This is a genomic window from Luteimonas vadosa (genome assembly GCF_039543545.1).
In the GTDB taxonomy this organism is placed as follows: Bacteria; Pseudomonadota; Gammaproteobacteria; order Xanthomonadales; family Xanthomonadaceae; genus Luteimonas; species Luteimonas vadosa.
In genome coordinates this window covers 1-21,981 of sequence record NZ_BAABJY010000001.1, presented here as the reverse complement: position 1 = coordinate 21,981, position 21,981 = coordinate 1, and the positions used below count along the sequence as shown (strand labels likewise).

Annotated in this window: 20 protein-coding genes and 1 tRNA gene; all 21 read left to right on the top strand. The window is 69.6% G+C overall.

Translation table 11 applies throughout. The annotated features are described in order from the left end of the window. The first annotated feature begins 53 nt into the window (after nucleotides 1-53). The 21 genes from ABD970_RS00105 to ABD970_RS00005 all read left to right on the top strand — a co-directional run bounded on the left by ABD970_RS00105 (nucleotide 54) and on the right by ABD970_RS00005 (nucleotide 21,879). Nucleotides 54-929, top strand: a complete 876-nt coding sequence (locus ABD970_RS00105; protein ID WP_345293473.1) for a GAF domain-containing protein — start codon at nucleotides 54-56, stop codon at nucleotides 927-929. Beyond that, nucleotides 926-4,234 (top strand): protein kinase domain-containing protein, encoded by a 3,309-nt coding sequence (locus ABD970_RS00100; RefSeq protein WP_345293472.1) that lies wholly within the window; start codon nucleotides 926-928, stop codon nucleotides 4,232-4,234. The genes ABD970_RS00105 and ABD970_RS00100 overlap by 4 nt, the downstream gene beginning before the upstream one ends. Beyond that, the gene (locus ABD970_RS00095) at nucleotides 4,231-4,956 is read left to right on the top strand and encodes a sensor histidine kinase (RefSeq protein ID WP_345293471.1); all 726 of its coding nucleotides are present in this window, start codon (nucleotides 4,231-4,233) and stop codon (nucleotides 4,954-4,956) included. The genes ABD970_RS00100 and ABD970_RS00095 overlap by 4 nt, the downstream gene beginning before the upstream one ends. 95 nt (nucleotides 4,957-5,051) lie before the next feature. After that, the gene (locus tag ABD970_RS00090; protein ID WP_345293470.1) at nucleotides 5,052-5,693 is read left to right on the top strand and encodes a response regulator; all 642 of its coding nucleotides are present in this window, start codon (nucleotides 5,052-5,054) and stop codon (nucleotides 5,691-5,693) included. Between the two features lie 127 nt (nucleotides 5,694-5,820). Beyond that, nucleotides 5,821-8,301, top strand: a complete 2,481-nt coding sequence (locus ABD970_RS00085) for a S8 family serine peptidase (RefSeq protein WP_345293469.1) — start codon at nucleotides 5,821-5,823, stop codon at nucleotides 8,299-8,301. A 155-nt stretch (nucleotides 8,302-8,456) separates the two neighbouring features. After that, nucleotides 8,457-9,104: an esterase/lipase family protein gene (locus tag ABD970_RS00080; RefSeq protein WP_345293468.1), complete on the top strand. Its 648-nt coding sequence runs from the start codon at nucleotides 8,457-8,459 to the stop codon at nucleotides 9,102-9,104. A 95-nt stretch (nucleotides 9,105-9,199) separates the two neighbouring features. Then, nucleotides 9,200-9,940, top strand: a complete 741-nt coding sequence (locus ABD970_RS00075) for a YebC/PmpR family DNA-binding transcriptional regulator (RefSeq protein ID WP_345293467.1) — start codon at nucleotides 9,200-9,202, stop codon at nucleotides 9,938-9,940. 22 nt (nucleotides 9,941-9,962) lie between these two features. Next, nucleotides 9,963-10,499, top strand: coding sequence for a crossover junction endodeoxyribonuclease RuvC (ruvC, locus tag ABD970_RS00070; RefSeq protein ID WP_345293466.1), 537 nt, complete (start codon nucleotides 9,963-9,965; stop codon nucleotides 10,497-10,499). A gap of 25 nt (nucleotides 10,500-10,524) precedes the next feature. Beyond that, nucleotides 10,525-11,112 carry a Holliday junction branch migration protein RuvA gene (gene ruvA / locus ABD970_RS00065; protein WP_345293465.1) on the top strand — a complete coding sequence of 196 codons (588 nt, stop codon included), beginning with the start codon at nucleotides 10,525-10,527 and terminating at the stop codon, nucleotides 11,110-11,112. A 17-nt stretch (nucleotides 11,113-11,129) separates the two neighbouring features. Next, entirely contained in the window at nucleotides 11,130-13,049 is a 1,920-nt protein-coding gene (locus ABD970_RS00060) for a potassium transporter Kup (protein WP_345293464.1), read from the top strand. Between the two features lie 87 nt (nucleotides 13,050-13,136). Next, nucleotides 13,137-14,183: a Holliday junction branch migration DNA helicase RuvB gene (ruvB, locus tag ABD970_RS00055; RefSeq protein WP_345293463.1), complete on the top strand. Its 1,047-nt coding sequence runs from the start codon at nucleotides 13,137-13,139 to the stop codon at nucleotides 14,181-14,183. Nucleotides 14,184-14,274: 91 nt separating this feature from the next. After that, nucleotides 14,275-14,703 (top strand): tol-pal system-associated acyl-CoA thioesterase, encoded by a 429-nt coding sequence (ybgC, locus tag ABD970_RS00050; protein WP_345293462.1) that lies wholly within the window; start codon nucleotides 14,275-14,277, stop codon nucleotides 14,701-14,703. A 7-nt stretch (nucleotides 14,704-14,710) separates the two neighbouring features. Next, the gene (tolQ, locus tag ABD970_RS00045; RefSeq protein WP_345293461.1) at nucleotides 14,711-15,499 is read left to right on the top strand and encodes a protein TolQ; all 789 of its coding nucleotides are present in this window, start codon (nucleotides 14,711-14,713) and stop codon (nucleotides 15,497-15,499) included. Between the two features lie 149 nt (nucleotides 15,500-15,648). Then, the gene (gene tolR / locus ABD970_RS00040) at nucleotides 15,649-16,089 is read left to right on the top strand and encodes a protein TolR (RefSeq protein ID WP_345293460.1); all 441 of its coding nucleotides are present in this window, start codon (nucleotides 15,649-15,651) and stop codon (nucleotides 16,087-16,089) included. After that, the gene (gene tolA, locus ABD970_RS00035) at nucleotides 16,090-17,052 is read left to right on the top strand and encodes a cell envelope integrity protein TolA (protein ID WP_345293459.1); all 963 of its coding nucleotides are present in this window, start codon (nucleotides 16,090-16,092) and stop codon (nucleotides 17,050-17,052) included. A 111-nt stretch (nucleotides 17,053-17,163) separates the two neighbouring features. Continuing rightward, the gene (gene tolB / locus ABD970_RS00030) at nucleotides 17,164-18,495 is read left to right on the top strand and encodes a Tol-Pal system beta propeller repeat protein TolB (RefSeq protein WP_345293458.1); all 1,332 of its coding nucleotides are present in this window, start codon (nucleotides 17,164-17,166) and stop codon (nucleotides 18,493-18,495) included. 282 nt (nucleotides 18,496-18,777) lie between these two features. After that, a complete protein-coding gene (gene pal, locus ABD970_RS00025; protein ID WP_345293457.1) occupies nucleotides 18,778-19,293 on the top strand; it encodes a peptidoglycan-associated lipoprotein Pal in 516 nt (171 codons plus the stop codon). A 171-nt stretch (nucleotides 19,294-19,464) separates the two neighbouring features. Continuing rightward, nucleotides 19,465-20,268, top strand: coding sequence for a tol-pal system protein YbgF (gene ybgF, locus ABD970_RS00020; protein ID WP_345293456.1), 804 nt, complete (start codon nucleotides 19,465-19,467; stop codon nucleotides 20,266-20,268). A gap of 84 nt (nucleotides 20,269-20,352) precedes the next feature. After that, a complete protein-coding gene (gene queE, locus ABD970_RS00015) occupies nucleotides 20,353-21,033 on the top strand; it encodes a 7-carboxy-7-deazaguanine synthase QueE (protein WP_345293455.1) in 681 nt (226 codons plus the stop codon). Nucleotides 21,034-21,085: 52 nt separating this feature from the next. Beyond that, nucleotides 21,086-21,754, top strand: a complete 669-nt coding sequence (gene queC / locus ABD970_RS00010) for a 7-cyano-7-deazaguanine synthase QueC (protein WP_345293454.1) — start codon at nucleotides 21,086-21,088, stop codon at nucleotides 21,752-21,754. A 49-nt stretch (nucleotides 21,755-21,803) separates the two neighbouring features. Beyond that, nucleotides 21,804-21,879: transfer RNA gene (locus ABD970_RS00005), tRNA-Lys, on the top strand. Nucleotides 21,880-21,981: the final 102 nt, after the last annotated feature.

Sequence of the window (21,981 nt, the reverse complement as noted above, 5' to 3'; positions counted from 1 at the left end):
GAGGGGGGTCCCCGCAACCCGCGCTGCGCGGCACGGCGCGTTAAGATCGGGGCATGCACGCCCGTCTCACCGTGTTCCTGCCGGAGCAGGCCGCCCTGTCGCACGTGTTGCGTGATGGCGAGCGATTGCAGATCGGACGTGGCGAGGACTGTGGACTGTGCGTGGCGCATCCGTCCGTGTCCCGGCTGCATGCGGAAATCGCACAGGATGGGGACGGCACCTGGGTGCTGGGCGACCGGGGCAGCAAGAACGGAAGCCACGTCGATGGAAAGGTCGTCGCCGAGGCGTCGTTGCCGGGCGATGCCTGGTTGCGGTTCGGGGATGTTTACTGCGAATTCGAGCTGGTCGATGCGGCCCGCAGCGCGCGGATCGCCGACCAGCAGCAGGCGCGCAGGGCACGGGCCACGGCGCTGACCCTGGGCTTGCAGCGCGCCGCCGGGTTCTCGGCGCTGCTGGACGGGACCCTTCAGGCGGTGATGGAGCTGGGGCATTGCACCCGGGGTTTCCTGCTGTTGCGGGACGACGACGGTGGCTTCGCCATCCGGGCCTGCCAGGCGATCGATCCGACGCTGTTGGCGCACCGCCGCTTCTCCGGCAGCGCGGGTGCGGTGGAGCGCGTGCTGCGCGAAGGCGAGGCGGTGGTCGCCAACGACGTCGGCAGCGAAGCCTGGCTGGCGGCGCGGGACTCGGTGGTCGCAGGCGGACTGCGCGCGCTGGTCTGCCTGCCCCTGCGCGATGCCGGTGGAACCCTCGGCGCGATCTACGCGGACCGCACCACGGCAGGTCCCGCGATCACCCGCCTCGACCTTGAGTTGCTCGAAGCCTTTGCAGAACGCGCCGCGTTGTACATCTCGGCGCAGCGCGCCAGTGACGCGTTGGTCGGCGCGCCGCGCTGGGCCCCGGCCGCCGCCGGGATCGCGGCGCCATGAGCGATTCCAGCGACGCCACCCGCACCGGGCTGCACCTGCACGCGGATTTCGCGCCCGGCACGGTGGTCGCGGACCGCTTTCGCATCGAATCCCTGCTCGGCGTCGGCGGCATGGGCGTGGTCTACAAGGCCGTCGACCAGGCACTGGACGTCCCCGTCGCCCTGAAGCTGCTGCGCCCGGAACTGGCCTCGCACCCCGAGGCCTTCGAGCGTTTCCGCCAGGAGTTGCTGCTGGCGCGCCAGGTGTCCAGCCCGCACGTGGTGCGCATCCACGACATCGGGCAGCACGACGGTCGCTGGCTGATCAGCATGGATTACATCGAGGGCGAATCCCTCGACAAGCGCATGGACCGCGAGGGCCGGTTCGACCCCGCCGAGGCCTTGCGCATCGCACGGCAGGTCGCCGAGGGCCTGGGCGCGGCGCATGCACGAGGCGTGGTGCATCGCGACCTGAAACCGGCCAATGTGCTGATCGACGGCGAGGGCAACGCCTACGTCAACGATTTCGGCGTCGCGCGCTCCCTGGTCAGCGGCGGCATGACCCAGTCGGGTTCAGTGGTGGGCACGCCCGATTACCTGTCGCCGGAGCAGGCGCGCGGCGACACCGTCGACCAGCGCAGCGACCTCTACGCGCTGGGGCTGATCCTGTACGAGATGCTCAGCGGCGAGCTGCCGTTCTCGGGCGGCACCGCGGCCGAGGTGCTCGGCCAGCGGATGGTGCGCACCCCGGTGCCGGTGACGCGCAAGCGTCCCGACGTGCCGGCCTGGATCGCGCGCCTGCTCGACAAGCTGCTGCGACCCCAGCCGGCGCACCGCTTCGGCAGCGCGCGCGACCTGATCGCGGCCATCGATGCGGGCACCATGCCGATGGAATTCCATCCGGGCCGCAAGGGCTGGTTAGCGCTGGCGGCGTTGCTGGCGCTGGCGGTGGGCCTGGGGGGCGCCTGGTGGTGGTGGCAGCAGCGTCCGGTGGCGACGGCGGTGGCGACCATTCCGTCGCTGCATCGTTTGCTGGTGTTGCCGCTCGAGCGCGGGCCGGACCTGCCGGCGCAAGCCGGACCGGCGGAGGCCTTCGACCAGCGCCTGCTGGCGCTCTCCGACGTCCTGCGCGATGCGATCGCCGAAGCCGGTGAGGTCGTGGTGGACGGCGATCGCACCTGGCAGGCCCTGCAGCAGATCGATCCCACCGGCGGCGCGCGCGCCAACCCCGACGCACTGCGCGGCATCGCCGCCGCCGATCGTGCGTTGCGCCCGCAATTGCGTCGCGCCGACGGCGAGTGGCGTGTCCATGCGTCGCTGCATGGCGCCGGGCGCGCGCCGGAGGTGATCGAAGGGCCTGCGGCGAGCGATCCGGCCAAGGCCGTGGAAGCGTTCCTTGATCCATTGGCGGCGGCGTTTTCCATTGCCCCAGGCCGGCTCAAGCTGGACTTGCCGCCCGACGCTGCGCTCGAGCCGTACGGAGCCGGGCTGCGGCGCCGCTACACGGGATTCCACGCGCTGGCGCTGGACGACTTCACGCGAGCCGTCGCGGTCGCGCCGAAGGATGCCCGGCTGCTGCTCGCCCAGGCCGAGGCGGCGCAGGCCATCGGCGAGGTCGGGATCGCGTCGGCTGCCATTGGCACAGCCAAAGGCAGCCTGGCCGGCAGTCCCGACGGCTTGAAGCGGCAGGTGACGGCACTGGCCGCCATGCTGGAGGGCGACGCCGAGGCGGCCGTCGCGCAGTGGCAGGCGCGCTCGCAGGCGCAACCAGACGACACCCTCGCCGCGCTGCAACTGGCCCGCGCACGCGGCGCCGCCGGCGACCTGGAAGCCGCCACGGCCGACCTGCAGACCCTGGTCGAAAAGGACGACAACGATCCCCGTGCCTGGTTCGAGCTGGGCAAGCATTCGATCCTACTTGGCGACGCGCGGCGCGCGGTCGACGACTACCTGGTGCGGGCACTGGTGCTCTACAAGCGCAGCCGCGACCTGTACGGACAGGCCGAGACGGTCAACGCCATGGGCATCGCCTATGGGCGCCTGGGGCAGACGGCCGATGCCGAGGAGCAATACAGGAAGGCGGTGGAATTACGGCGCACTGTGGGCAACCGGCGCGGCGTCGCCACCAGCCTGCGCAACCTGGCCGGCGTGGTGAGCCTGCGTGGCGAATTCGCGGCCGCCAACACATACCTGGGCGAGGCGCGGGCCCTGTACGAATCGCTCGGGGATCGCGACGGCCTGGCGGCGACGGAGAACGAGGCGGGCCTGCTGGCCGAGGAGCGCGGCGATTACCCCGGCGCGCTGGCGGCATTCCGTCGCGCGCTGCAGGCCTGGCAGCAGTCCGGGAACGGCTACGGCGCGGCCGGCGCGCTCAACAGCATCGGTTACGCGCATTACCAGCTCGGTGCCTACGACAGCGCACTGGTGTTCTGGCAACAGGCCGCGGACGCCTTCGACAAGCTCGGGGACCAGACCGGGCAAGTGCGCACCGCGCAGAACCTCGGGCTGTTGGCGATCGCGCGCGGCCAATGGGACGAGGCGCGCACCCTGCTGTTGCAATCGCAGGAGCAGGCGGAGCAACAGCAGATGCTGGAGGAAGTCGCCGTAAGCCGGCGCAACCTGGCCGAGCTCGAACTCGTCCAGGGCCACCTGGACGCGGCGATCGCGCATGCCGAGCGCGCCGAAGCGCTGTTCGAGCAGCGCGAGGACCTGCGCGGACAGACCGATGCCGGCCTGTTGCGGGTGCAGGCCTTGCTCGCCGCCGGGGCGACCGACCGCGCGCGCGAGGCATTGCAGGCGTTGCGCGAGCCGCTGCAGCAGGCGTCGTCCGAACAGCAGGCCATCGCGGCCCTGCTCGAATCGGCCATGGCGCTGGGCGAGCGCGGGCGGACCCAGGCCAACGCGGCCCTGGCCGATGCCGATCGGCTCGCGAAGAATTCGGGGGTGCGGCACCTGCAGCTGGAAGTGTTGCTGATGCGTGCCGCGCGCGGGCAGCCGGATCCGACCCTGGAACAGGAAATCGCCGCGCTGGGGCACCAGGGGCTGCGGCTGCGGTGGCTCGAGTCCGCGATGTCCCGCGCGCTCCAGGACGGCGATGCAACCCGGGCGCTGCAGCATTACCAGCAGGCGGTCCAGGTGATCCGCGACCAGGATTACCTGCGCGCCCACGCCTTGCACGCGCTGGCCGCGCGGGCGCATCGCATGCTCGGGGATGCCGCCAGTGCCCAGGCAGCCGAGGAGGCCGGGCGCTCCGCGCTCCGGAAACTGCGCAGCCACGTGCCGGAACAGCTGCAGTCCGGCTTCGACGCGATGCAGGCTCCAGAATGAGCGGCTCGGCACCGACCGGCCCTGACCTGCACGCGCAATACCGCGCCCTGCTGCAGCGACTGGAAGCGAACGAGGGCGAATTCCGTCGCCTCGGGCGCTCGGTCTGGCGGGTGCAGGAGGACGAGCGCAAACGCCTGGCGCGCGAACTGCACGACGGGATCGGGCAGAACCTGACGGCACTCAAGCATCAGCTGGCGCTGCTGGGCAGCGCGCTGGGCCCGGGGAACGCCCCCTTGCGCGAGCGGGTCGACGCCGCGATCGGCTTGTGCGCCAGCACGCTGGACGACACGCGCCAACTGTCCCGCCTGCTGCGCCCGCCGATCCTCGACGACCTCGGGCTGGTGCCGGCGCTGCGTTGGCTGGCGCGCAACATCGAGCAGGGCGGCGGTCCCGAAGTGATGCTGGAAGCCGATGCCCTGGATGGCATCGACCCCGACTTGCAGACGCTGCTGTTCCGCTTCGTGCAGGAGGCGCTGAACAATGCCGCCAAGCACGCGCATGCGCGACAGGCGCGGGTCCTGTTGCAGGCCCGGGGCGGTTCCATCCGCCTCCGCGTCGAGGACGACGGAGCGGGATTCGATCCCGCGCGGGTGCAACCGGGGAGCGGCAGCGGGCTGGGTGGCATGCAGGAGCGATTGCGGCTCTATGGCGGGCATTTCCACCTCGAGTCGGCTCCCGGCGAGGGGACCCGCATCGACGCCATCGTCCCGATCGACGACTGAGCGGCGGTCCCCGCATTCGCGGCAACACCTCGCGCGTGGCCGTGGCGCGGGGCACCGTGCTTGACGCGCCCCGTGCGGGCGCGCAGTTTAGGTGCATGAACCCCGTGCGCGTATTGATCGCCGACGACCACACCCTGGTCCGCGAAAGCCTGGTCGGCGTGCTCGAGGACGGCGGCATGCAGGTGGTGGCGCAGGCCGCGGACGGCATCGAGACCATCGAGCGGGCGATGGAAGTGCGTCCCGACGTGGTGGTGGTCGACATCTCCATGCCCCGCCTGAACGGCATCGAGGTCGTGCGCCGCCTGCGCGAGGCGTTGCCCCAGACCCGGGTGCTGGTGCTGACGATGCACGAGGAGGAGGAGTACGTGCTGCACGTGGTGCGTGCCGGCGCCGCCGGCTACCTGGTCAAGGACAGCCCGGCCGCGGAACTGGTCACGGCGGTCAAGAGCCTGCACGCGGGACGCGGTTACTTCGGTCCACAGGCGGCCAAGACCCTGGCCGACCAGGTCCACCACCCCGAGCGCAGCATGGAAGATCCGTACGGCAGCCTCACGCCGCGCGAGCGCGAGGTGTTCCACCTGATCGTCGAGGGGCTGACCACCAAGGAGATCGCGCGCCGGCTGGGGATCAGCGCCAAGACCGGCGAGAACCATCGCGCGCGGGTGCTCGACAAGCTCGACGTGCGCAACACCGCGGAGCTGGTGCGCTTCGCGGTCCGTCGCGGCCTGCTGGACTGACCGCCGGCGAGGGCGGCAACGGCACGCCGATGGGTGCTTTTACCCAGGGCGCATGGGTGGTTTTCCGGCTGCCGCGGGGCGCGGCGGCGATGCACGCTCGTCGGGGTCACCCAACGAGGATTCCCCCATGCAGATCAATCGCCGCATCTTGTTGCGAACCGCGCTCGCCGGCGCCGTCGCGCTCGCCTTCGCCGACTCCGCGATGGCCGCCCGGCTCGATCCCGCGCTCGCGCAGAAGCTCCCGGCCCTGGCGCCGACCCAAGGCGTCGAGGTCATCGTCAGCTTCGAGGGCAAGGGCCCGCCGACCGCGGCTCAGCTGCAGGCGCTGCAGGCGCTCGGCCTCGACGGGATCCGCATGCAGTCCCTGCCGATCGTGGGCACGGTCGCCACCCCGGCGCAGATCCAGGCCCTGTTGCAGCGCAGCGACGTGCGCTCGGTCTGGTTCAACGCCCCGCTGCAGTACGAGAACCGGGAAGCGACCGCCCTGACCGGCGTGGACCGCACCCGCACCGACGCCCAGCTGCGCAGGAACGGCCTGCCGTATTCGGGCAAGGGCATCGGCGTGCTGGTGAACGACTCCGGCGTCGACGCCACGCATCCGGACCTGCAATTCGGCACCCACGTGGTGCAGAACGTCGCGGCGCAGGCCAACTTGCGCAACCTCACCGGCATCGGCCCGGTGACGCGGCTGGAGAACATGCCGAACTCGGACATCGGCGGCGGCCACGGCACCCACGTCGCCGGCATCATCGGCGCCACCGGCGCGGCCTCCGATCCGGCCGGCGCATTCGAGGGCGTCGCACCGGGCGCGGGCATCATCGGCTACGGGTCGGGCGCGGCCTTGTTCATCCTGGACACCGTCGGCGGCTTTGACTACGCGCTGACCCACCAGTTCACCTACAACATCCGCGTGGTGTCCAACTCGTTCGGCAACCGCAGCGACACCGGCACGGATTTCGACCCCGACGACCCCACCAACATCGCCACCAAGGCGCTGGCCGACCGCGGCGTGATCGTGGTGTTCTCGGCGGGCAACTCCGGTTCGGGCGAGGCCACCATCACGGGTAACTTCAAGAAGGCACCGTGGGTGGTCACGGTGGGCGCCGGCGACAAGCAGGGCCGGCTCGCGGGCTTCTCGTCGCGCGGCGAAGCCGGGCGGGGCGGCGAGGTCGTGGTCGATGGCGAAACCCTGACCTGGGTCGACCGCCCCACCGTGACCGGGCCCGGCGTCGACATCTATTCGGCGCGCGCCTCCACCGCCGACCCCACCTACCATGCCGGGATCGACGAGGAGATCGCCGAGATCGGCGAGAACAACGCCCTCAGCTACACCAAGCTCAGCGGCACCTCGATGTCCGCGCCGCACCTGTCGGGCGTGGTGGCGATGATGCTGGAGGCCAATCCGTCCATGTCCTGGCGCGAGGTCAAGCGGGTCCTGCAGGACACCGCGACCAACATCCCGGGCGTGGAGCCCTGGGAAGCCGGGGCCGGCTACGTCAACACCCTGGCGGCCGTGCGCGCGTCGCTGGGCGCCGGCGGCTACGGCGCGACCGTCAACCAGAACCGGACCTTCAATGCCAACGCCCTGCTGTCCGTGGGCAGCAGCAAGGACTACACGCTCAACTTCAGTCCGGTCGGCCCGACCGACACGGTGCAGTTCGAGGTCGGCGCCGACGTCGCGGTGATCAATGCGCGCGCCAACGTCGGTACGAACACCGTGGCCATCCGCCTGACCGATCCCAACGGCACCAGCTACGGCTCGTCGATCGCGCTGCCCGTTCTTGGCCAGAACATCGCCGTGTCCGCCCCGGGCGTGGCGGGCACGTGGTCGATGACGATCCGCGGGATCGGCTCGGTGTCGGGGACGGCGGTTGATCCACTCAAGGTCACCAATGGGTACGGCCTGCCGGGTGCGGTCAACGTGAACGTCAAGCAGGTGACCACCGATGGCTACACGGGGCTGGGCGACGTCGCGGGCCACCCGGCGCGCGGATTCATCGAGTACGCGGTGGCCAACCGGCTCGTCGACGGCGATGCCAACGGGCGCTTCTACCCGGACCGCAAGCTGAGTCGCGGGGAGCTGGCGCAATACCTGGTGATGGGCAACGCCGTGCGCCAGGCCCTGCCGTACAACGCCGGCCCGAGCTTCAGCGACATCGGCACCTCGAGCGCGCTCTATCCCTTTGCCGAGTCGGTGGTCGCCACCGGCGCGCCGCTGCGCAACTTAGGTTACCGCGATGCCGGCGTCATGGGCCTGGTCAATGGTGCCTTCCGCCCCACCGATTCGGTGACGCGCGTGAGCCTTGCCTATTCGCTGGTGCAAGGCCTGGGCCTGCAGTCCGAAGCACAGGCGTTCAACGGCACGCTGACGGTACTGGCCGGCGACAAGCGCATCCCGATCGAGGACGCGGCATCGATCGCCGCCCCCTTGCGCGGTTACGTGCAACTGGCGCTGGACCAAGGGCTGATCAACGCCCGCTTCGACGTCACCCAGGGTCCGTACGACCTGCAGCCCACGCTCCGCGCCTGGTTCGATCCGAACGTGGCGGTCACGCGTGCTGCGTTCGCGGCCGCGGCATCCCGGACGCTGGGCGTCTACGGCCCCTGACCGCGCGGTCGGCCTCGCCGGTGGCAGCGATCCTTCGCTGCCACCGGCGGCTGCTCGCCGGAACCGGTTTCTCTGGAACCCGGCGGTGCATGCGGAAGCGCAGGCCGCCCCTTGGCTCGATTGTTATCCTCGAACCCTGACCCAGGGAGCGAGGGATGCCATTGGAGGATGCGCAGGGCCAGGCGACACCGGCGACCCGAGTGATCCTCGTCCATGGCCTGCTGCTGTTCGCCGGCGCCATGGGCTGGTTCGCCACGCGGCTGCGCGAATGCGGCCATGCGACGGAAACCTTCGGCTACCACAGCATCCTCGGCGGTACGGAGGCCGTGCAGGCGGCGTTGGCCGAACGCCTCGGCGCGGGCGGACCCGTGCAGGTGGTGGCCCACAGCCTGGGTGGACTGCTCGCGCTGGAGACCCTGGCGCGCCATCCCGGGTTGCCGGTCTCCCGGGTGGTCTGCCTCGGCACGCCGCTGTGCGGAAGCGGCGCGGCGGAGTCGCTGGCCCGCCGGCCCGTGCTGCGCTGGTGGCTGGGGCGCAGCGCGGCATTGCTGCGCCAGGGGTGCACGCATTGGCCCGAGGGCGTCTCGGTTGGCATGGTCGCGGGCGACAGGCCGCACGGACTTGGCGCCTTGTTCGCCCGTTTCGAGGGTGGCCACGACGGCACCGTGGCGGTCGCTGAAACCCTCCACCCCGGACTGGCCGACCACGTCGTCGTCCCCGCCAGCCACAGCGGATTGATCTTTTCCCGCGCCGCGGTGGCGCGGGCCGCGCAGTTCCTGGACGCAGGCCGTTTCTGGCGCTGATCGCCCTTCGGCGGGCGCCGAGGGCGCGGCTGCCCCGGTGCCGGCCGGGAAAGGCCTATAATTCGCCGCTTGATTTCCGCAGTTCGGACGCGTCCATGGCCGGCCATTCCAAGTGGGCCAACATCCAGCACCGCAAGAACGCGCAGGACGCCAAGCGCGGCAAGGTGTTCACCAAGATGATCCGCGAGATTTCGGTCGCCGCGCGCAGCGGTGGCGGCGATCCGGACGCGAACCCGCGCCTGCGCACCGCCATCGACAAGGCGCTGGGCGCCAACATGACCAAGGATGTCATCGAGCGCGCGATCAGGAAGGCGACCGGCGAGCTCGAAGGCGTCGATTACGAGGAGATCCGCTACGAGGGCTACGGACCCGGCGGCGTGGCGGTGATCGTCGACTGCCTGACCGACAACAAGGTGCGCACCGTCGCCGACGTGCGCCATGCCTTCGGGAAGTTCGGCGGCAACCTGGGGACCGACGGCTCGGTGGCCTTCATGTTCCGCAAGCTTGGCGTGCTGAGCTACGCGCCGGGTGCCGACGAGGACGCCATCACCGACGCCGCGATCGAAGCCGGCGCCGACGACATCGTGGTCTACCCAGAAGACGGCTCGATCGACGTGCTGACGGCACCGGAGGCGTTCGCACGGATTCGCGACGCGATGGCGGCCGCCGGACACGCGGCGGACCAGGGCGAGGTCACCTGGCGGGCCGACAACGATGTCGCCGTCGACGGCGACACCGCGCAGCAGGTCGCCAGGCTGCTCGACTGGCTGGAGGACCTGGACGACGTGCAGGACGTGTACAGCAATGCCGAACTGGGCGAGGAAGCCTACGCATGATCCGGGAACCGGCAGCCGGCCCGTGAGCCGCATCCTCGGCATCGACCCGGGCTCGCAATGCACCGGCGTCGGCATCATCGACGTCGACGCGACGGGCAAGGCCAGCCACGTCTTCCACGCGCCGCTGAAACTGGCGACGGGCGAGGCGGCGGGGAAGGACGGCTTCGCGCTGCGGCTCAAGCGGCTGCTCGAGGCCTTGGGCGAGGTCATCGACGCCCACCGCCCCGACGAGGTGGCCATCGAGCGCGTGTTCATGGCGCGCAACCCGGACTCGGCCCTCAAGCTCGGCCAGGCGCGCGGCGCGGCGATCTGCGCCGTGGTCCTGCGTGACCTGCCGGTGCACGAATACGCCGCGCGCGAGGTCAAGCTGGCCGTGGTCGGCAAGGGCGGCGCGGAGAAGCTGCAGGTCCAGCACATGGTCGGGATCATGCTCAACCTGAAGGGCCGGTTGCAGGCCGATGCCGCCGACGCCCTGGCCATCGCCATCACCCACGCCCATGTCCGCGCCAGCGCCCGGCGCATGGGTGTCGACGTGCGCGAAGCCTGGAGCCGGAAATGACGAGCAAGGCGTCGGGGGACCCTCGGTGATCGGGCGCCTCAAGGGCGTGCTCGTGCACAAGCAACCGCCCTGGCTGGTGGTCGACGTGCATGGCGTCGGCTACGAACTGGAGGCGCCGATGAGCACCTTCTACGACCTGCCAGCCGTCGGCGGCGAGGTCTCGCTGTTCGTGCACCACGCGCAGAAGGAGGACAGCGTGTCGCTGTACGGCTTCCTGCACGAATCCGAACGCCGCCTGTTCCGCGACGTCCAGCGGGTCAGCGGCATCGGCGCGAAGATCGCGCTGGCGGTGCTCTCTGGCGTGACCGTCGACGAATTCGCGCGCCTGGTTCAGGCCGGCGACGTCGCCGCGCTGACCCGCGTGCCCGGCATCGGCAAGAAGACCGCAGAGCGCATGGTGGTCGAACTGCGCGACCGCGCCGCAGACCTGGCCCTCGGTGCGACGGCCGCCTCCCGGGGCGTCCCCGCCGACCCGCTCTCAGAAGCCACGATCGCCCTGCAGCAGCTGGGTTACAAACCTGCCGAGGCCCAGCGCATGGCGCGACTGGCCCATGCCGACGGCGACGCCGCCGAATCCATCATCCGCAAGGCCTTGCAGTCGGCCCTGCGCTGACGGCCCGAGCGACGTCCATGTCCACCTCCAACGCCAATCCCCCCGCCGCGCCCGGTGCGCATGGCCACGGCAAGGTCGGCCTCGCCGGGCTGGTCGTCGGTGCCATCGGTGTCGTCTTCGGCGACATCGGCACCAGCCCGCTGTACACGATCCGCGAGGCCTTCGCGCCGCACTACGGCCTGGTCGCCAACCACGACACGGTGCTCGGCGTGCTGTCGATGGTGTTCTGGTCGCTGATGCTGGTGGTGACCATCAAGTACGTCACCATCATCATGCGCGCCGACAACGACGGCGAGGGCGGCATCATGGCGCTGATGGCGCTGGCCCAGCGCAGCCTGCGCAAGGGGTCGCGCCCGGCGTACCTAGTCGGCATCCTCGGCATCTTCGGCGCCTCGCTGTTCTTCGGCGACGGCGTGATCACGCCGGCGATCTCGGTGCTGTCGGCGGTCGAGGGACTGGAGGTGATCGCGCCGCAGCTGCACCACTGGATCGTGCCGGTCACGCTGGTGGTGCTGGTCACCCTGTTCGCCACGCAGCGCTACGGCACCGCCAAGGTCGGCCGCGTGTTCGGTCCGGTGACGGTGGTGTGGTTCCTGGCGCTGGCCGCGCTGGGCATCATGAACATCGTCCACGAACCGGAAGTGCTGAAGGCCATCAACCCACTGTGGGCGGCCCGGTTTTTCCTCGACCACAGCTTCGGGGGCATCTTCATCCTCGGCGCGGTGGTGCTGGCGGTGACCGGCGGCGAGGCGATCTACACCGACATGGGCCACTTCGGCGCGCGCCCGATCCGCATCGCCTGGTACTTTTTCGTGCTGCCCTCGCTGATGATCAACTACCTGGGGCAGGGCGCGCTGATCCTCGAGGACCCGGCCGCGATCCGCAATCCGTTCTACATCGGCGTGCCGGAATGGGCGCGCTGGCCGATGCTGGGCCTGGCCACGGCGGCCACGGTGATCGCGTCGCAGGCGGTGATCACCGGCGGGTTCTCGGTGGCGCGGCAGGCGATGCAGCTGGGTTACATCCCGCGCATGCGGATCATGCACACGTCCAGGGAAACCATCGGCCAGATCTACATCCCGGCGATCAACTGGTCGATGATGGTGATCGTGATCGGGCTGGTGCTGGGTTTCGGCAGCTCGGCCGCCCTGGCGACCGCCTACGGCGTCTCGGTGTCGCTGACGATGCTCATCGACACGCTGTTGCTGGCGATCGTCGCGCACGCCCTTTGGCCGCGCTGGCGCAAGTGGGTGGTCCCCCTGTGCCTGGTGTTCTTCGCGATCGACCTGGGCTTCGTGGTCGCCAATGGCGCCAAGATCCCGGTCGGTGGCTGGTTCCCGCTGGTGCTGGGCATCGTGCTGTTCACCCTGCTGCGGACCTGGCGGCGCGGCCGGCAGCTGCTGCACGACGAAATCCGCAAGGAAGGCATCCAGCTCGACAGCTTCCTGCCCGGGCTGATGCTCGCGCCTCCGGTGCGCGTGCCCGGCACGGCGATCTTCCTCACCGCCGACCAGGGCGTGGTGCCGCATGCGCTGCTGCACAACCTCAAGCACAACAAGGTGCTGCACGAGCGCAACGTGTTCCTGACGGTGGAAACCCTGTCCACGCCGTACGCGCCGGCGCACAGGCGCCTGAAGATCGAGCCCATCGGCGACGATTTCCACCGCGTGCTGGTGCGCTTCGGCTTCATGGAGACCCCGGACGTGCCGCTGGCGCTGATGCGCTCCTGCGACGAGCGGGACGGGATCTACTTCGACCCGATGGACACCACGTATTTCGCGAGCCGGGAAACCATCGTCGCCGAGGCCCACCGCGGCATGCCGGTGTGGCGCGATCGCCTGTTCGCGCTGATGCATCGCAACGCGGCCCCGGCCACGGGCTTCTTCCACATCCCGGGCAACCGGCTGGTGGAGCTGGGCTCGCAGGTGGAGATCTGAGCCGCGACGGAGCCACTGCAGTCTCGCCGGCGCCGTGATCGCTCCGCTCGCCTCCACCAGCGCGACGCACTCGGCCATAATGGCCGCATGACCAGCGAACGCCTCATCGGCGCCGACTCCACGCGCGAGGACGAGGCGGTCGAAGCCAGCATCCGGCCCGCCCGGCTCGACGAGTACGTCGGCCAGCCCGCGGTCCGCGAGCAGATGGCGATCTACATCGAGGCGGCGAGGCGACGCGGCGAGGCGATGGACCACGTGCTGATCTTCGGCCCGCCCGGGCTCGGGAAGACCACGCTATCCCATGTCATCGCCAACGAGCTGGGCGTCAGCCTGCGGGTGACCTCGGGTCCGGTGATCGAGAAGGCCGGCGACCTCGCCGCCCTGCTGACCAACCTCCAGCCGCACGACGTGTTGTTCATCGACGAGATCCACCGCCTCTCGCCCGTGGTGGAGGAAGTGCTGTACCCGGCAATGGAGGATTTCCAGCTCGACATCATGATCGGCGAGGGTCCGGCCGCGCGCTCGATCAAGCTCGACCTGCCGCCCTTCACGCTGATTGGCGCCACGACCCGCGCCGGCCTGCTGACCGCGCCGCTGCGCGACCGCTTCGGCATCGTGCAGCGGCTGGAGTTCTACAGCACCGAGGAGCTGACCCGGATCGTACGGCGCTCCGCCGCGATCCTGGGCATCGACTGCGTCGCCGAGGGCGCCGGCGAGATCGCGCGGCGTTCGCGCGGCACGCCGCGCATCGCCAACCGCCTGCTGCGCCGGGTGCGTGACTACGCGCAGGTCAAGGCGGCGGGCCACATCGACCACGAGGTCGCGCACGCGGCGATGGCCATGCTCAAGGTCGATCCGGAAGGGTTCGACGAGCTCGACCGCCGCCTGCTGGACCTGGTCATCCGGAACTTCGACGGCGGCCCGGTGGGCATCGAGTCCCTGGCCGCGGCCCTGTCGGAGGAACGCGGCACGCTGGAGGACGTCATCGAGCCCTACCTGATCCAGCAGGGTTTCCTGGTGCGGACCGCGCGCGGGCGCATGGCCTCGCACAAGGCCTACCGACACCTCGGCCTCAAGCCGCGCCGGGAGCGCGAGGACCTGTTCGACAGCGCGGTCGAAGGGGGCCCGGACTGATGCGGTCAGGAGCGCAGGCAAGCGTGCCTCCGGGGATCCGGTGCCGATGCTCCATGCGTGGGCTGCCGCAGCGCCAAGGCGACACCTGTCAATGAGCGTTGAATCCGTGTTCAGGATCCCGACAAGGGTCTACTGGGAAGATACCGACGCTGGAGGCGTGGTCTACCACGCGCAATACGTGGCGTTCCTCGAGCGGGCGCGGACCGAATGGCTGCGTTCGCTGGGTTACGGCCAGGAACTGCTGCGCGACGCGCATGGGCTGCTGTTCGCGATCCGCTCGATGCGGATCGATTTCCGCAGGCCGGCGCGCCTGGACGATGCGCTGGAGGTCAGCGTGGTGCTGCGCGAGTGCCGGCGCGCCAGCGCGGTGTTCGCGCAGGAGATCCGCCGCGGCGGCGAGCTGCTCGTTTCGGCCGAGGTCCGTGCCGCCGCGCTGGGCGCCGGGGACTTCAGGCCGCGGGCGATCCCGGACACGCTTTACCAAGAACTCAAATCCCACGAATCCAAGCACGCGGAGTAACGACCAGATGATCCCCCTCGCAATGATGCTGCAGGACACGACGGTGGAAGCCCTGCCCGAGGAGGCCGCCGCGGCCACGGCCTCGCTCGCGGCCGACGCGGCCGCGTCCGCCCCGGCCGCCGGCAACCTGGACATCCTCCAGCTGGTGCTGCATGCATCGATCCCGGTGCAGCTGGTGATGCTGGTGCTGCTGCTGGCGTCGATCGCCTCCTGGGTGATCATCTTCCGCAAGAAGCGCACCCTGGATCGCGCCGAGCGCGAAGCCGAACGCTTCGAGGAACGGTTCTGGTCCGGCTCGGACATGGCCAAGCTCTACGCCGCCGCCACCGAGCGCAACCGCGAGGTCGAAGGTCTCGAGGCGATCTTCGAGGCGGGCTTCCGCGAATTCTCGCGGCAACGCCAGCGCCGGGGCGCCGACAGCCGGGCACAGCTCGAGGGCGCGCAACGCGGCATGCGCGTGGCGAGCTCGCGCGAACTGGACGGCCTCGAGCACAACCTGGAGTTCCTGGCCAACGTCGGTTCGATCGCACCCTACGTCGGCCTGCTCGGCACGGTCTGGGGGATCATGATCTCCTTCCACGGCCTGGCCAACGTCAAGGAGGCGACCATCGCCACCGTGGCGCCGGGCATTTCCGAGGCGCTGATCGCCACCGCCATGGGCCTGTTCGCCGCGATCCCGGCGGTCTGGGCCTACAACCGCTACGCGACCAAGGTCGAGCGCATCGCCGGCCGCTACGACGCGTTTTCCGAGGAGTTCTCCTCCATCCTCGAACGCCAGGTGCACATCGAGGACTGAGGGAAACGGGAAAGGTGTGGGAGTGAATTCTTCGCCGGCACGCTTCGATCAGGCGGCATTGGATCCCGAAAGACGCCACCCTGACCCCTTTTCCGTCCCCGCGCGTTGACACGACAAGCGCCGAACCGAACAGACCCGAGGACGCACCCATGGCCATCGCCACCGCCGGCCGCCGCCGCCGCAAGCACAAGCTCAAGAACGAGATCAACGTCGTGCCCTACATCGACGTGATGCTGGTGCTGCTGATCATCTTCATGGTCACCGCGCCGCTGCTCAACCTGGGCACCGACATCAACCTGCCCGATTCCCAGGCGCGCTCCCTCGGCACGCCCAAGGATCCCGTCATCGTCAGCATCTACGCCGACGGCGCCTACGCGCTGATGATCGAGGGCGACAACCAGTCGGTGACCCCCGATGGCCTCACCGACCGCTTGCGGGCGATCCACGAGCAGAACCCGGACGCGACGGTGCTGGTGCGCGGCGACGCGCAGGCCAGCTACCAGGTGGTGATGCGCGGCATTGACCGGATCAACCAGGCTGGCGTCACCCGCGTCAGCCTGATCAGCCGGCCGGAAGAGGCCGCCAACTAGATGCGCGAGTCGCGCGCCGACACCGCACGGGCCGTCGGACTGGCGCTGCTGCTGCATGCGCTGTTGTTCGCGCTGGTGTTCTTCGGCATGTGGTGGTCGCGCCCCCCGGAACAGCTGTCGGCCGCGGGCGATCCCATGAGCGCGGAGCTGGTCGATGCCAATGCCCTGTCGGCGGCGACGCTGCGCGAACTGGCCGAGCGTCCCGAGCCGGTCGCCGAACCGGAGCCGCCCCCGCCCGAACCCCAGTCGGCGGCGCCCCTCCTGCAGCCCCTGCCGGAACCGCTGCCCGAGGACGCCCCGGTCGAATCGCAGCCGCAGGCGCAGCAACCGATCCCGGATCCCGACCCGATCGACCAGGAAGAAGCGCGAAGGGATGCGCTTTCCGAACTGCAAGCCGAGCGCGAGCAGGAACGCAAGCGCCGGCAGGAGCAGATCGACCTGACCGAGCGCCAGCGCCAGGAGGAAGCGGAGAAGCGCCGACGCCTGTCGGAGATGGAGCAGGAGCGCCAGAAACAGCTCGAGGACATCCGGCGCCAGCGCGAAAACGCCGCCCGCGAAGCCAGGCAGGCCGAGGAAAAGCTGCGCCAGATCGCCGAACGACGCGCCGCCAGCGCGGCGGAGGAGGCCGCGCGGGCAGATGCCTCCGCCAGCGCGCCGCCGGGAAACCGCGGTGTCGACGAGGGGCTGTCCGCGCGCTACGCCGCGGCGCTGCAGGAAGCCATCCTGCGCAACTGGACCCGGCCGGACAACGTCCCGATCGGTCAGCGTTGCCGCATCGTGATCCGGCAGATCCCCGGGGGGCAGGTGGTGTCGGCGGAAGTCGAACCCTCCTGTCCCTACGACGACCTCGGCCGGCGATCGGTGGAGGCCGCTGTGCTGAAGGCCCAGCCGCTGCCTTACGCGGGGTTCGAATCGGTGTTCAACCGGACGTTGCTGCTGAACTTCGAAGCCCGGGATCGTTAGCGTCCCAAGGCCGGTAGACGGACGTTCATCTTTGTAACTCCATTCACGGACACCCTAGTACAAAGGCTCCGCCACTCCCCCAGCCCTGCCCAGACTTCCCGGGAACCCTTGATGAAACAACGCCTACGCCGTTTGCTGTCCGTCCTCGCCCTGCTCATGCTCCTGGTCCCGCTGTCCGCGTTCGGGCAGCAGCAAGGCCTTGAAATCGACATCGTCGGCGGCAATGCCTCCGCGCTGCCGATCGCGGTGGTGCCGATGCCGTACCAGGGGTCGGGCGCCGCGCCGGAAACCGACGTCGCCAAGGTCATCCGCGACGACCTGGCGCGCTCCGGCCAGTTCCGCAGCCTTCCCGAACAGAACATGGTGGAGCGGCCGACCCGGGGTAGCGAGGTCAGCTATCCGACGTGGCGGTTGCTCCGCCAGGATTACCTGGTCGTCGGACGGGTCGTCGACGGCGGCGGCGGCGCCTACCGCGTCGAGTACGAGCTGTTCGACGTCGCCAAGCAGGAGCGCCTGCTCGGTTTCGCCCTGACCGGACGCCCCAGCGCGATGCGCGACGTCGCCCACCAGGTCGCCGACGCCATCTACGAGAAGATCCTCGGCGTGCGGGGCGCGTTCTGGACCCGCATCGCCTACGTCACCGCTTCGGGCGTCGGGGCGAACACCCGCTATGCGCTGATGGTGGCTGACGCGGACGGCTATAACCCGCAGACGGTGGTGCGGTCGAACCTGCCGCTGTTGTCGCCGAGCTGGAGTCCGGACGGCAGCAAGCTGGCCTACGTCTCGTTCGAGCACAACAACAACTCCTCGGTCTACATCCAGGACCTGGGCACCGGGGCGCGCGAGCGGGTGTCCAGCTTCCGCGGCATCAACAGCGCACCCGCCTTCTCGCCCGATGGTCGCCGCCTCGCGCTGACCCTGTCGCGCAGCGGCAACCCGGAGATCTACGTCATGGACCTGGGCAGCAAGGCGCTGACCCAGATCACCAACCAGTTCGGCATCGACACCGAGCCCACCTGGAGCGCCGACGGCAGCACCCTGTACTTCACCTCGGACCGGGGCGGCCGCCCGCAGGTCTACCAGGTGTCGGCCGGGGGCGGCAGCGCCTCCCGCGTTACCTTCCAGGGCAGCTACAACGCGAGCCCGAGTGTGTCCTTCGACGACAAGAAGATTGCGGTGGCCCAGGGATCGGGCAACACATACCGCATCGCCTTGCTCGACCGGAGCCTGGGCTCACCGAGGTGGTCGACCCTCTCCCCGGGTTCACTCGACGAATCGCCGAGTTTTGCTCCAAACGGGAGCATGGTGCTGTACGCGGCGCGCGAGGGAGCGCGTGGCGTCCTGTACGCGGTGTCCGCCGACGGACGCGTCCGGCAACGGCTGGTCCTGGCCGATGGCGATGTCCGCGAACCCGCCTGGGGACCTTTTCGCGAGCGTCGCTGAAAGTCGTCCCGGCACGAGCGCCCTCCCGCTAGCTGAATAGCGGGCTACCGGCTGTTCAGCGACCGCGCCGGGACCTTAACGGAAATGCAACATCTCCTGTACGCTTCGGCAGTGGGGTCCGGGGTGCTCCGCTCGCCAATGCCGAATTTGGCATGCCTGCCATTCGGCGGCGCGTAAGCGGAGCGCTCCCAACTGCACCGAGGCGTTCGGCGAGCGATGCTGACGCCGCCTCGACATCCCTTCCCGCAACCTGAATAGCCAGCCCACTGCTGAGGATCGACGATGAAGACTGTGACCCGCGTTTTGCTGACTGCCGTGATGTGCACCGCCGCTGTTGCCTGCTCCAAGAAAGTCAAGGAAACCCCGCCCGTTGACAGCGGTCCGTCCACCGGTACCGTCACCGACACGGGTCCGGCCACGCCGGGCATGTACGGTCCCGGCGACCTGGATACGGATGCCTGCCTGCGCCAGCGGGTCGTCTACTTCGACCTCGACCAGGATGCCCTGCGTCCGGAATTCCAGGCCGCGATGGCCTGCCATGCCAAGTACCTCCGCGACCGCCCGTCGTCGCGGATGACCCTCGAAGGCAACGCCGACGAGCGCGGCAGCCGCGAGTACAACCTCGGCCTGGGCGAGCGCCGTGGCAATTCGGTGTCGTCGGCTCTGCAGGCCAATGGCGGCTCCGGCAGCCAGATCACGGTCGTGAGCTACGGCGAGGAGCGTCCGACCTGCACCGCCTCCAACGAGGATTGCTGGGCCAAGAACCGCCGCGTAGAGATCGTGTACACGGCGAAGTAAGCAACGTACCCGGCTCCTCTCCCCGATGCGGGAGAGGGCAGGGTTGGACCGCGAAGTGCATGCGGGCTCCGGTTCCATCGCATGCATCAAGCACACTCGAAACCCCCGTCGCCGGGGGTTTCGCGTTTCCGCTTCGATTCCGTTCCGTTTCCATCCGCTAGAGTGGTGCCCATGAACAAGACTCCAGTCCTCTCCCTCGCGGCCCTGCTGCTGTTGGCCCTGGCCCCTCCCGTGTCCGCACAGCGCGCCAGCCTCGCGGAGCGCGTCGCCGCGCTCGAACAGCAGGCGGCGAACAACCGCGGAAACGTCGACCTGCTCAACCAGGTCACCGAGCTGAAGAATGAAGTCCAGACATTGCGGTCGCAGATCGAGGAGTTGCAGCGCGAGAACGAGCAACTCCAAGCCGCGGCGCGCACGCAGTACCTGGACCTGGACGGGCGATTGAACCGTCTGGAGGGTGGAACGGCATCCCCGGCGACCAACACGCCAGCGGCGACGGGCAGTCCGGCAACCACCGCGCCTGCGGCGAGGCCGGCGGAGAGTGCCCCGGTCGCCTACGGTACCCCGGGCCTGCTGGCCAACAGCGCCGGTGAGCGCGCCGCGTACGATGCCGCATTCGATGCGCTCAAGGCCGGGCGTTACGCCGATTCGGCGCGCCTGTTCCAGGCCTTCCTGCAGGCCTATCCCAACGGGAGCTACGCACCCAACGCCCTGTACTGGCTGGGCGAAAGCTACTACGTGACGCAGAACTACGCGTTGGCGCAGCAGCAGTTCCAGTCCCTGTACGACCGGTATCCCACCCACGACAAGGCGCCGGGCGCGATGCTGAAGATCGGTCTTTCGCAATACGGACTGAAGGATCTCGACGCGGCCGAGGCCACGCTGGCCCGGGTGGTATCGCAGTTCCCGGGCACCGATGCCGCGCGCACGGCCGACGATCGCCTGCGGGCGATCCAGCTGGGCCGGCTGCGCTAGGCGCAAAGTCCCCTGGTCGCCGGGCGTCCAGCGGTGACGACGCCGAAGCAAGCAACCCGCCGGACGCCGCCCTACAATCGCGTCATGAGCACCCTCGCGCCCAACCCGGCCGCGGCCGCCACGGCCGATCGCCTGCGCATCACCGAGATCTTCCTGTCGCTGCAGGGCGAGGCCCGGGACGCCGGCTGGCCGACGGTCTTCATCCGGCTGACGGGCTGCCCGCTGCGCTGCCAGTACTGCGACACGGCCTATGCGTTCCACGGCGGCGAGTGGTGGAACATCAACGACATCGTGCGCGAGGTCGTGCGCCGCGGCGTCCGCCACGTCTGCGTGACCGGCGGCGAGCCGCTGGCCCAGCGGCGCTGCGCCGACCTGCTGTACCAGCTCTGCGAGGCGGGTTACCACGTTTCGCTGGAAACCTCGGGCGCCCTGGACATCAGCGTCGTGGACGAGCGCGTGTCCCGCGTCCTCGACCTGAAGACGCCCGGCTCCGGCGAGGACGCGCGGAATCGCTGGGAGAACATCCCGCTGCTGACCTCGCACGACCAGGTCAAGTTCGTCATCTGCAACCGCGGCGATTACGAGTGGGCGAAGGTGGTTGTCGAGGAGCACCGGCTGGTCGAGCGCTGCGACGTGCTGTTCTCGCCGAGCAAGTCGGAGCTCGAGGCCCGCGAACTGGCCGACTGGATCGTGGCCGACCGCCTGCCGGTGCGTTTCCAGATGCAGCTGCACAAGCTGTTGTGGAATGACGAGCCGGGACGATGAGGATTCCGTCTAAAACCGCGCCGTCGCGTCCCGCCGTGGCCGGAAAAACAACATGAAGCCCGCCGTGGTGCTCGTCTCGGGCGGCATGGATTCCGCCGTCGTGCTCGCCATTGCCCGCGAACGGGGGTTCGCGGTGCATGCGCTGAGCGTGGCCTACGGGCAACGGCATACCTCCGAACTCGCGGCCGCGGCGCAGGTCGCCGAATCGCTCGGCGCCGTCGCCCACAAGACCGTCGAGGTGGACCTGCGGGCGATCGGCGGTTCGGCGCTGACCGACGACATCGACGTCCCCGATGCAGGCGGGGCGGGCATCCCGGTCACCTACGTACCGGCGCGCAACACCATCATGCTGTCGGTCGCGCTGGGTTGGGCGGAAGTGCTCGGCGCCAGCGACATTTTCTGCGGCGTGAACGCCGTCGATTTTTCCGGCTACCCGGACTGCCGCCCGGAGTTCATCGACGCGTTCCAGGCGCTCGCCAACGTGGCGACCAAGGCCGGCGTGGAAGGCGCCGGGCTGCGCGTCCACGCGCCGTTGCTGCAGATGGGCAAGGCCGACATCGTCCGCGAAGGCCTGCGCCTGGGCGTGGATTTCGCCGGGACCGTGTCTTGCTACCGCGCCGACCACGCGGGCCGCGCCTGCGGCCACTGCGACGCCTGCCGCCTGCGCGCCGAAGGCTTCGCCGCCGCCGGGACGCCGGACCCGACGCGCTACGCATCGTGACCCCCGTGGGCTAGAATGGCGCCCCCCGGTGCAAGGCCGGGCGTGCTCCGGGTCGTTAGCTCAGTTGGTAGAGCATCGGACTTTTAATCCGCTGGTCGATGGTTCGAATCCATCACGACCCACCATCTTTAATTCGGAGCCCTTGGACATCCAGCGCGGTGTCGCGGGCGTTTCTTTTTCGTCAGCCGCGCGCGCGGCATGGGTGATGCGTGGGCGGAGGGGGCTGC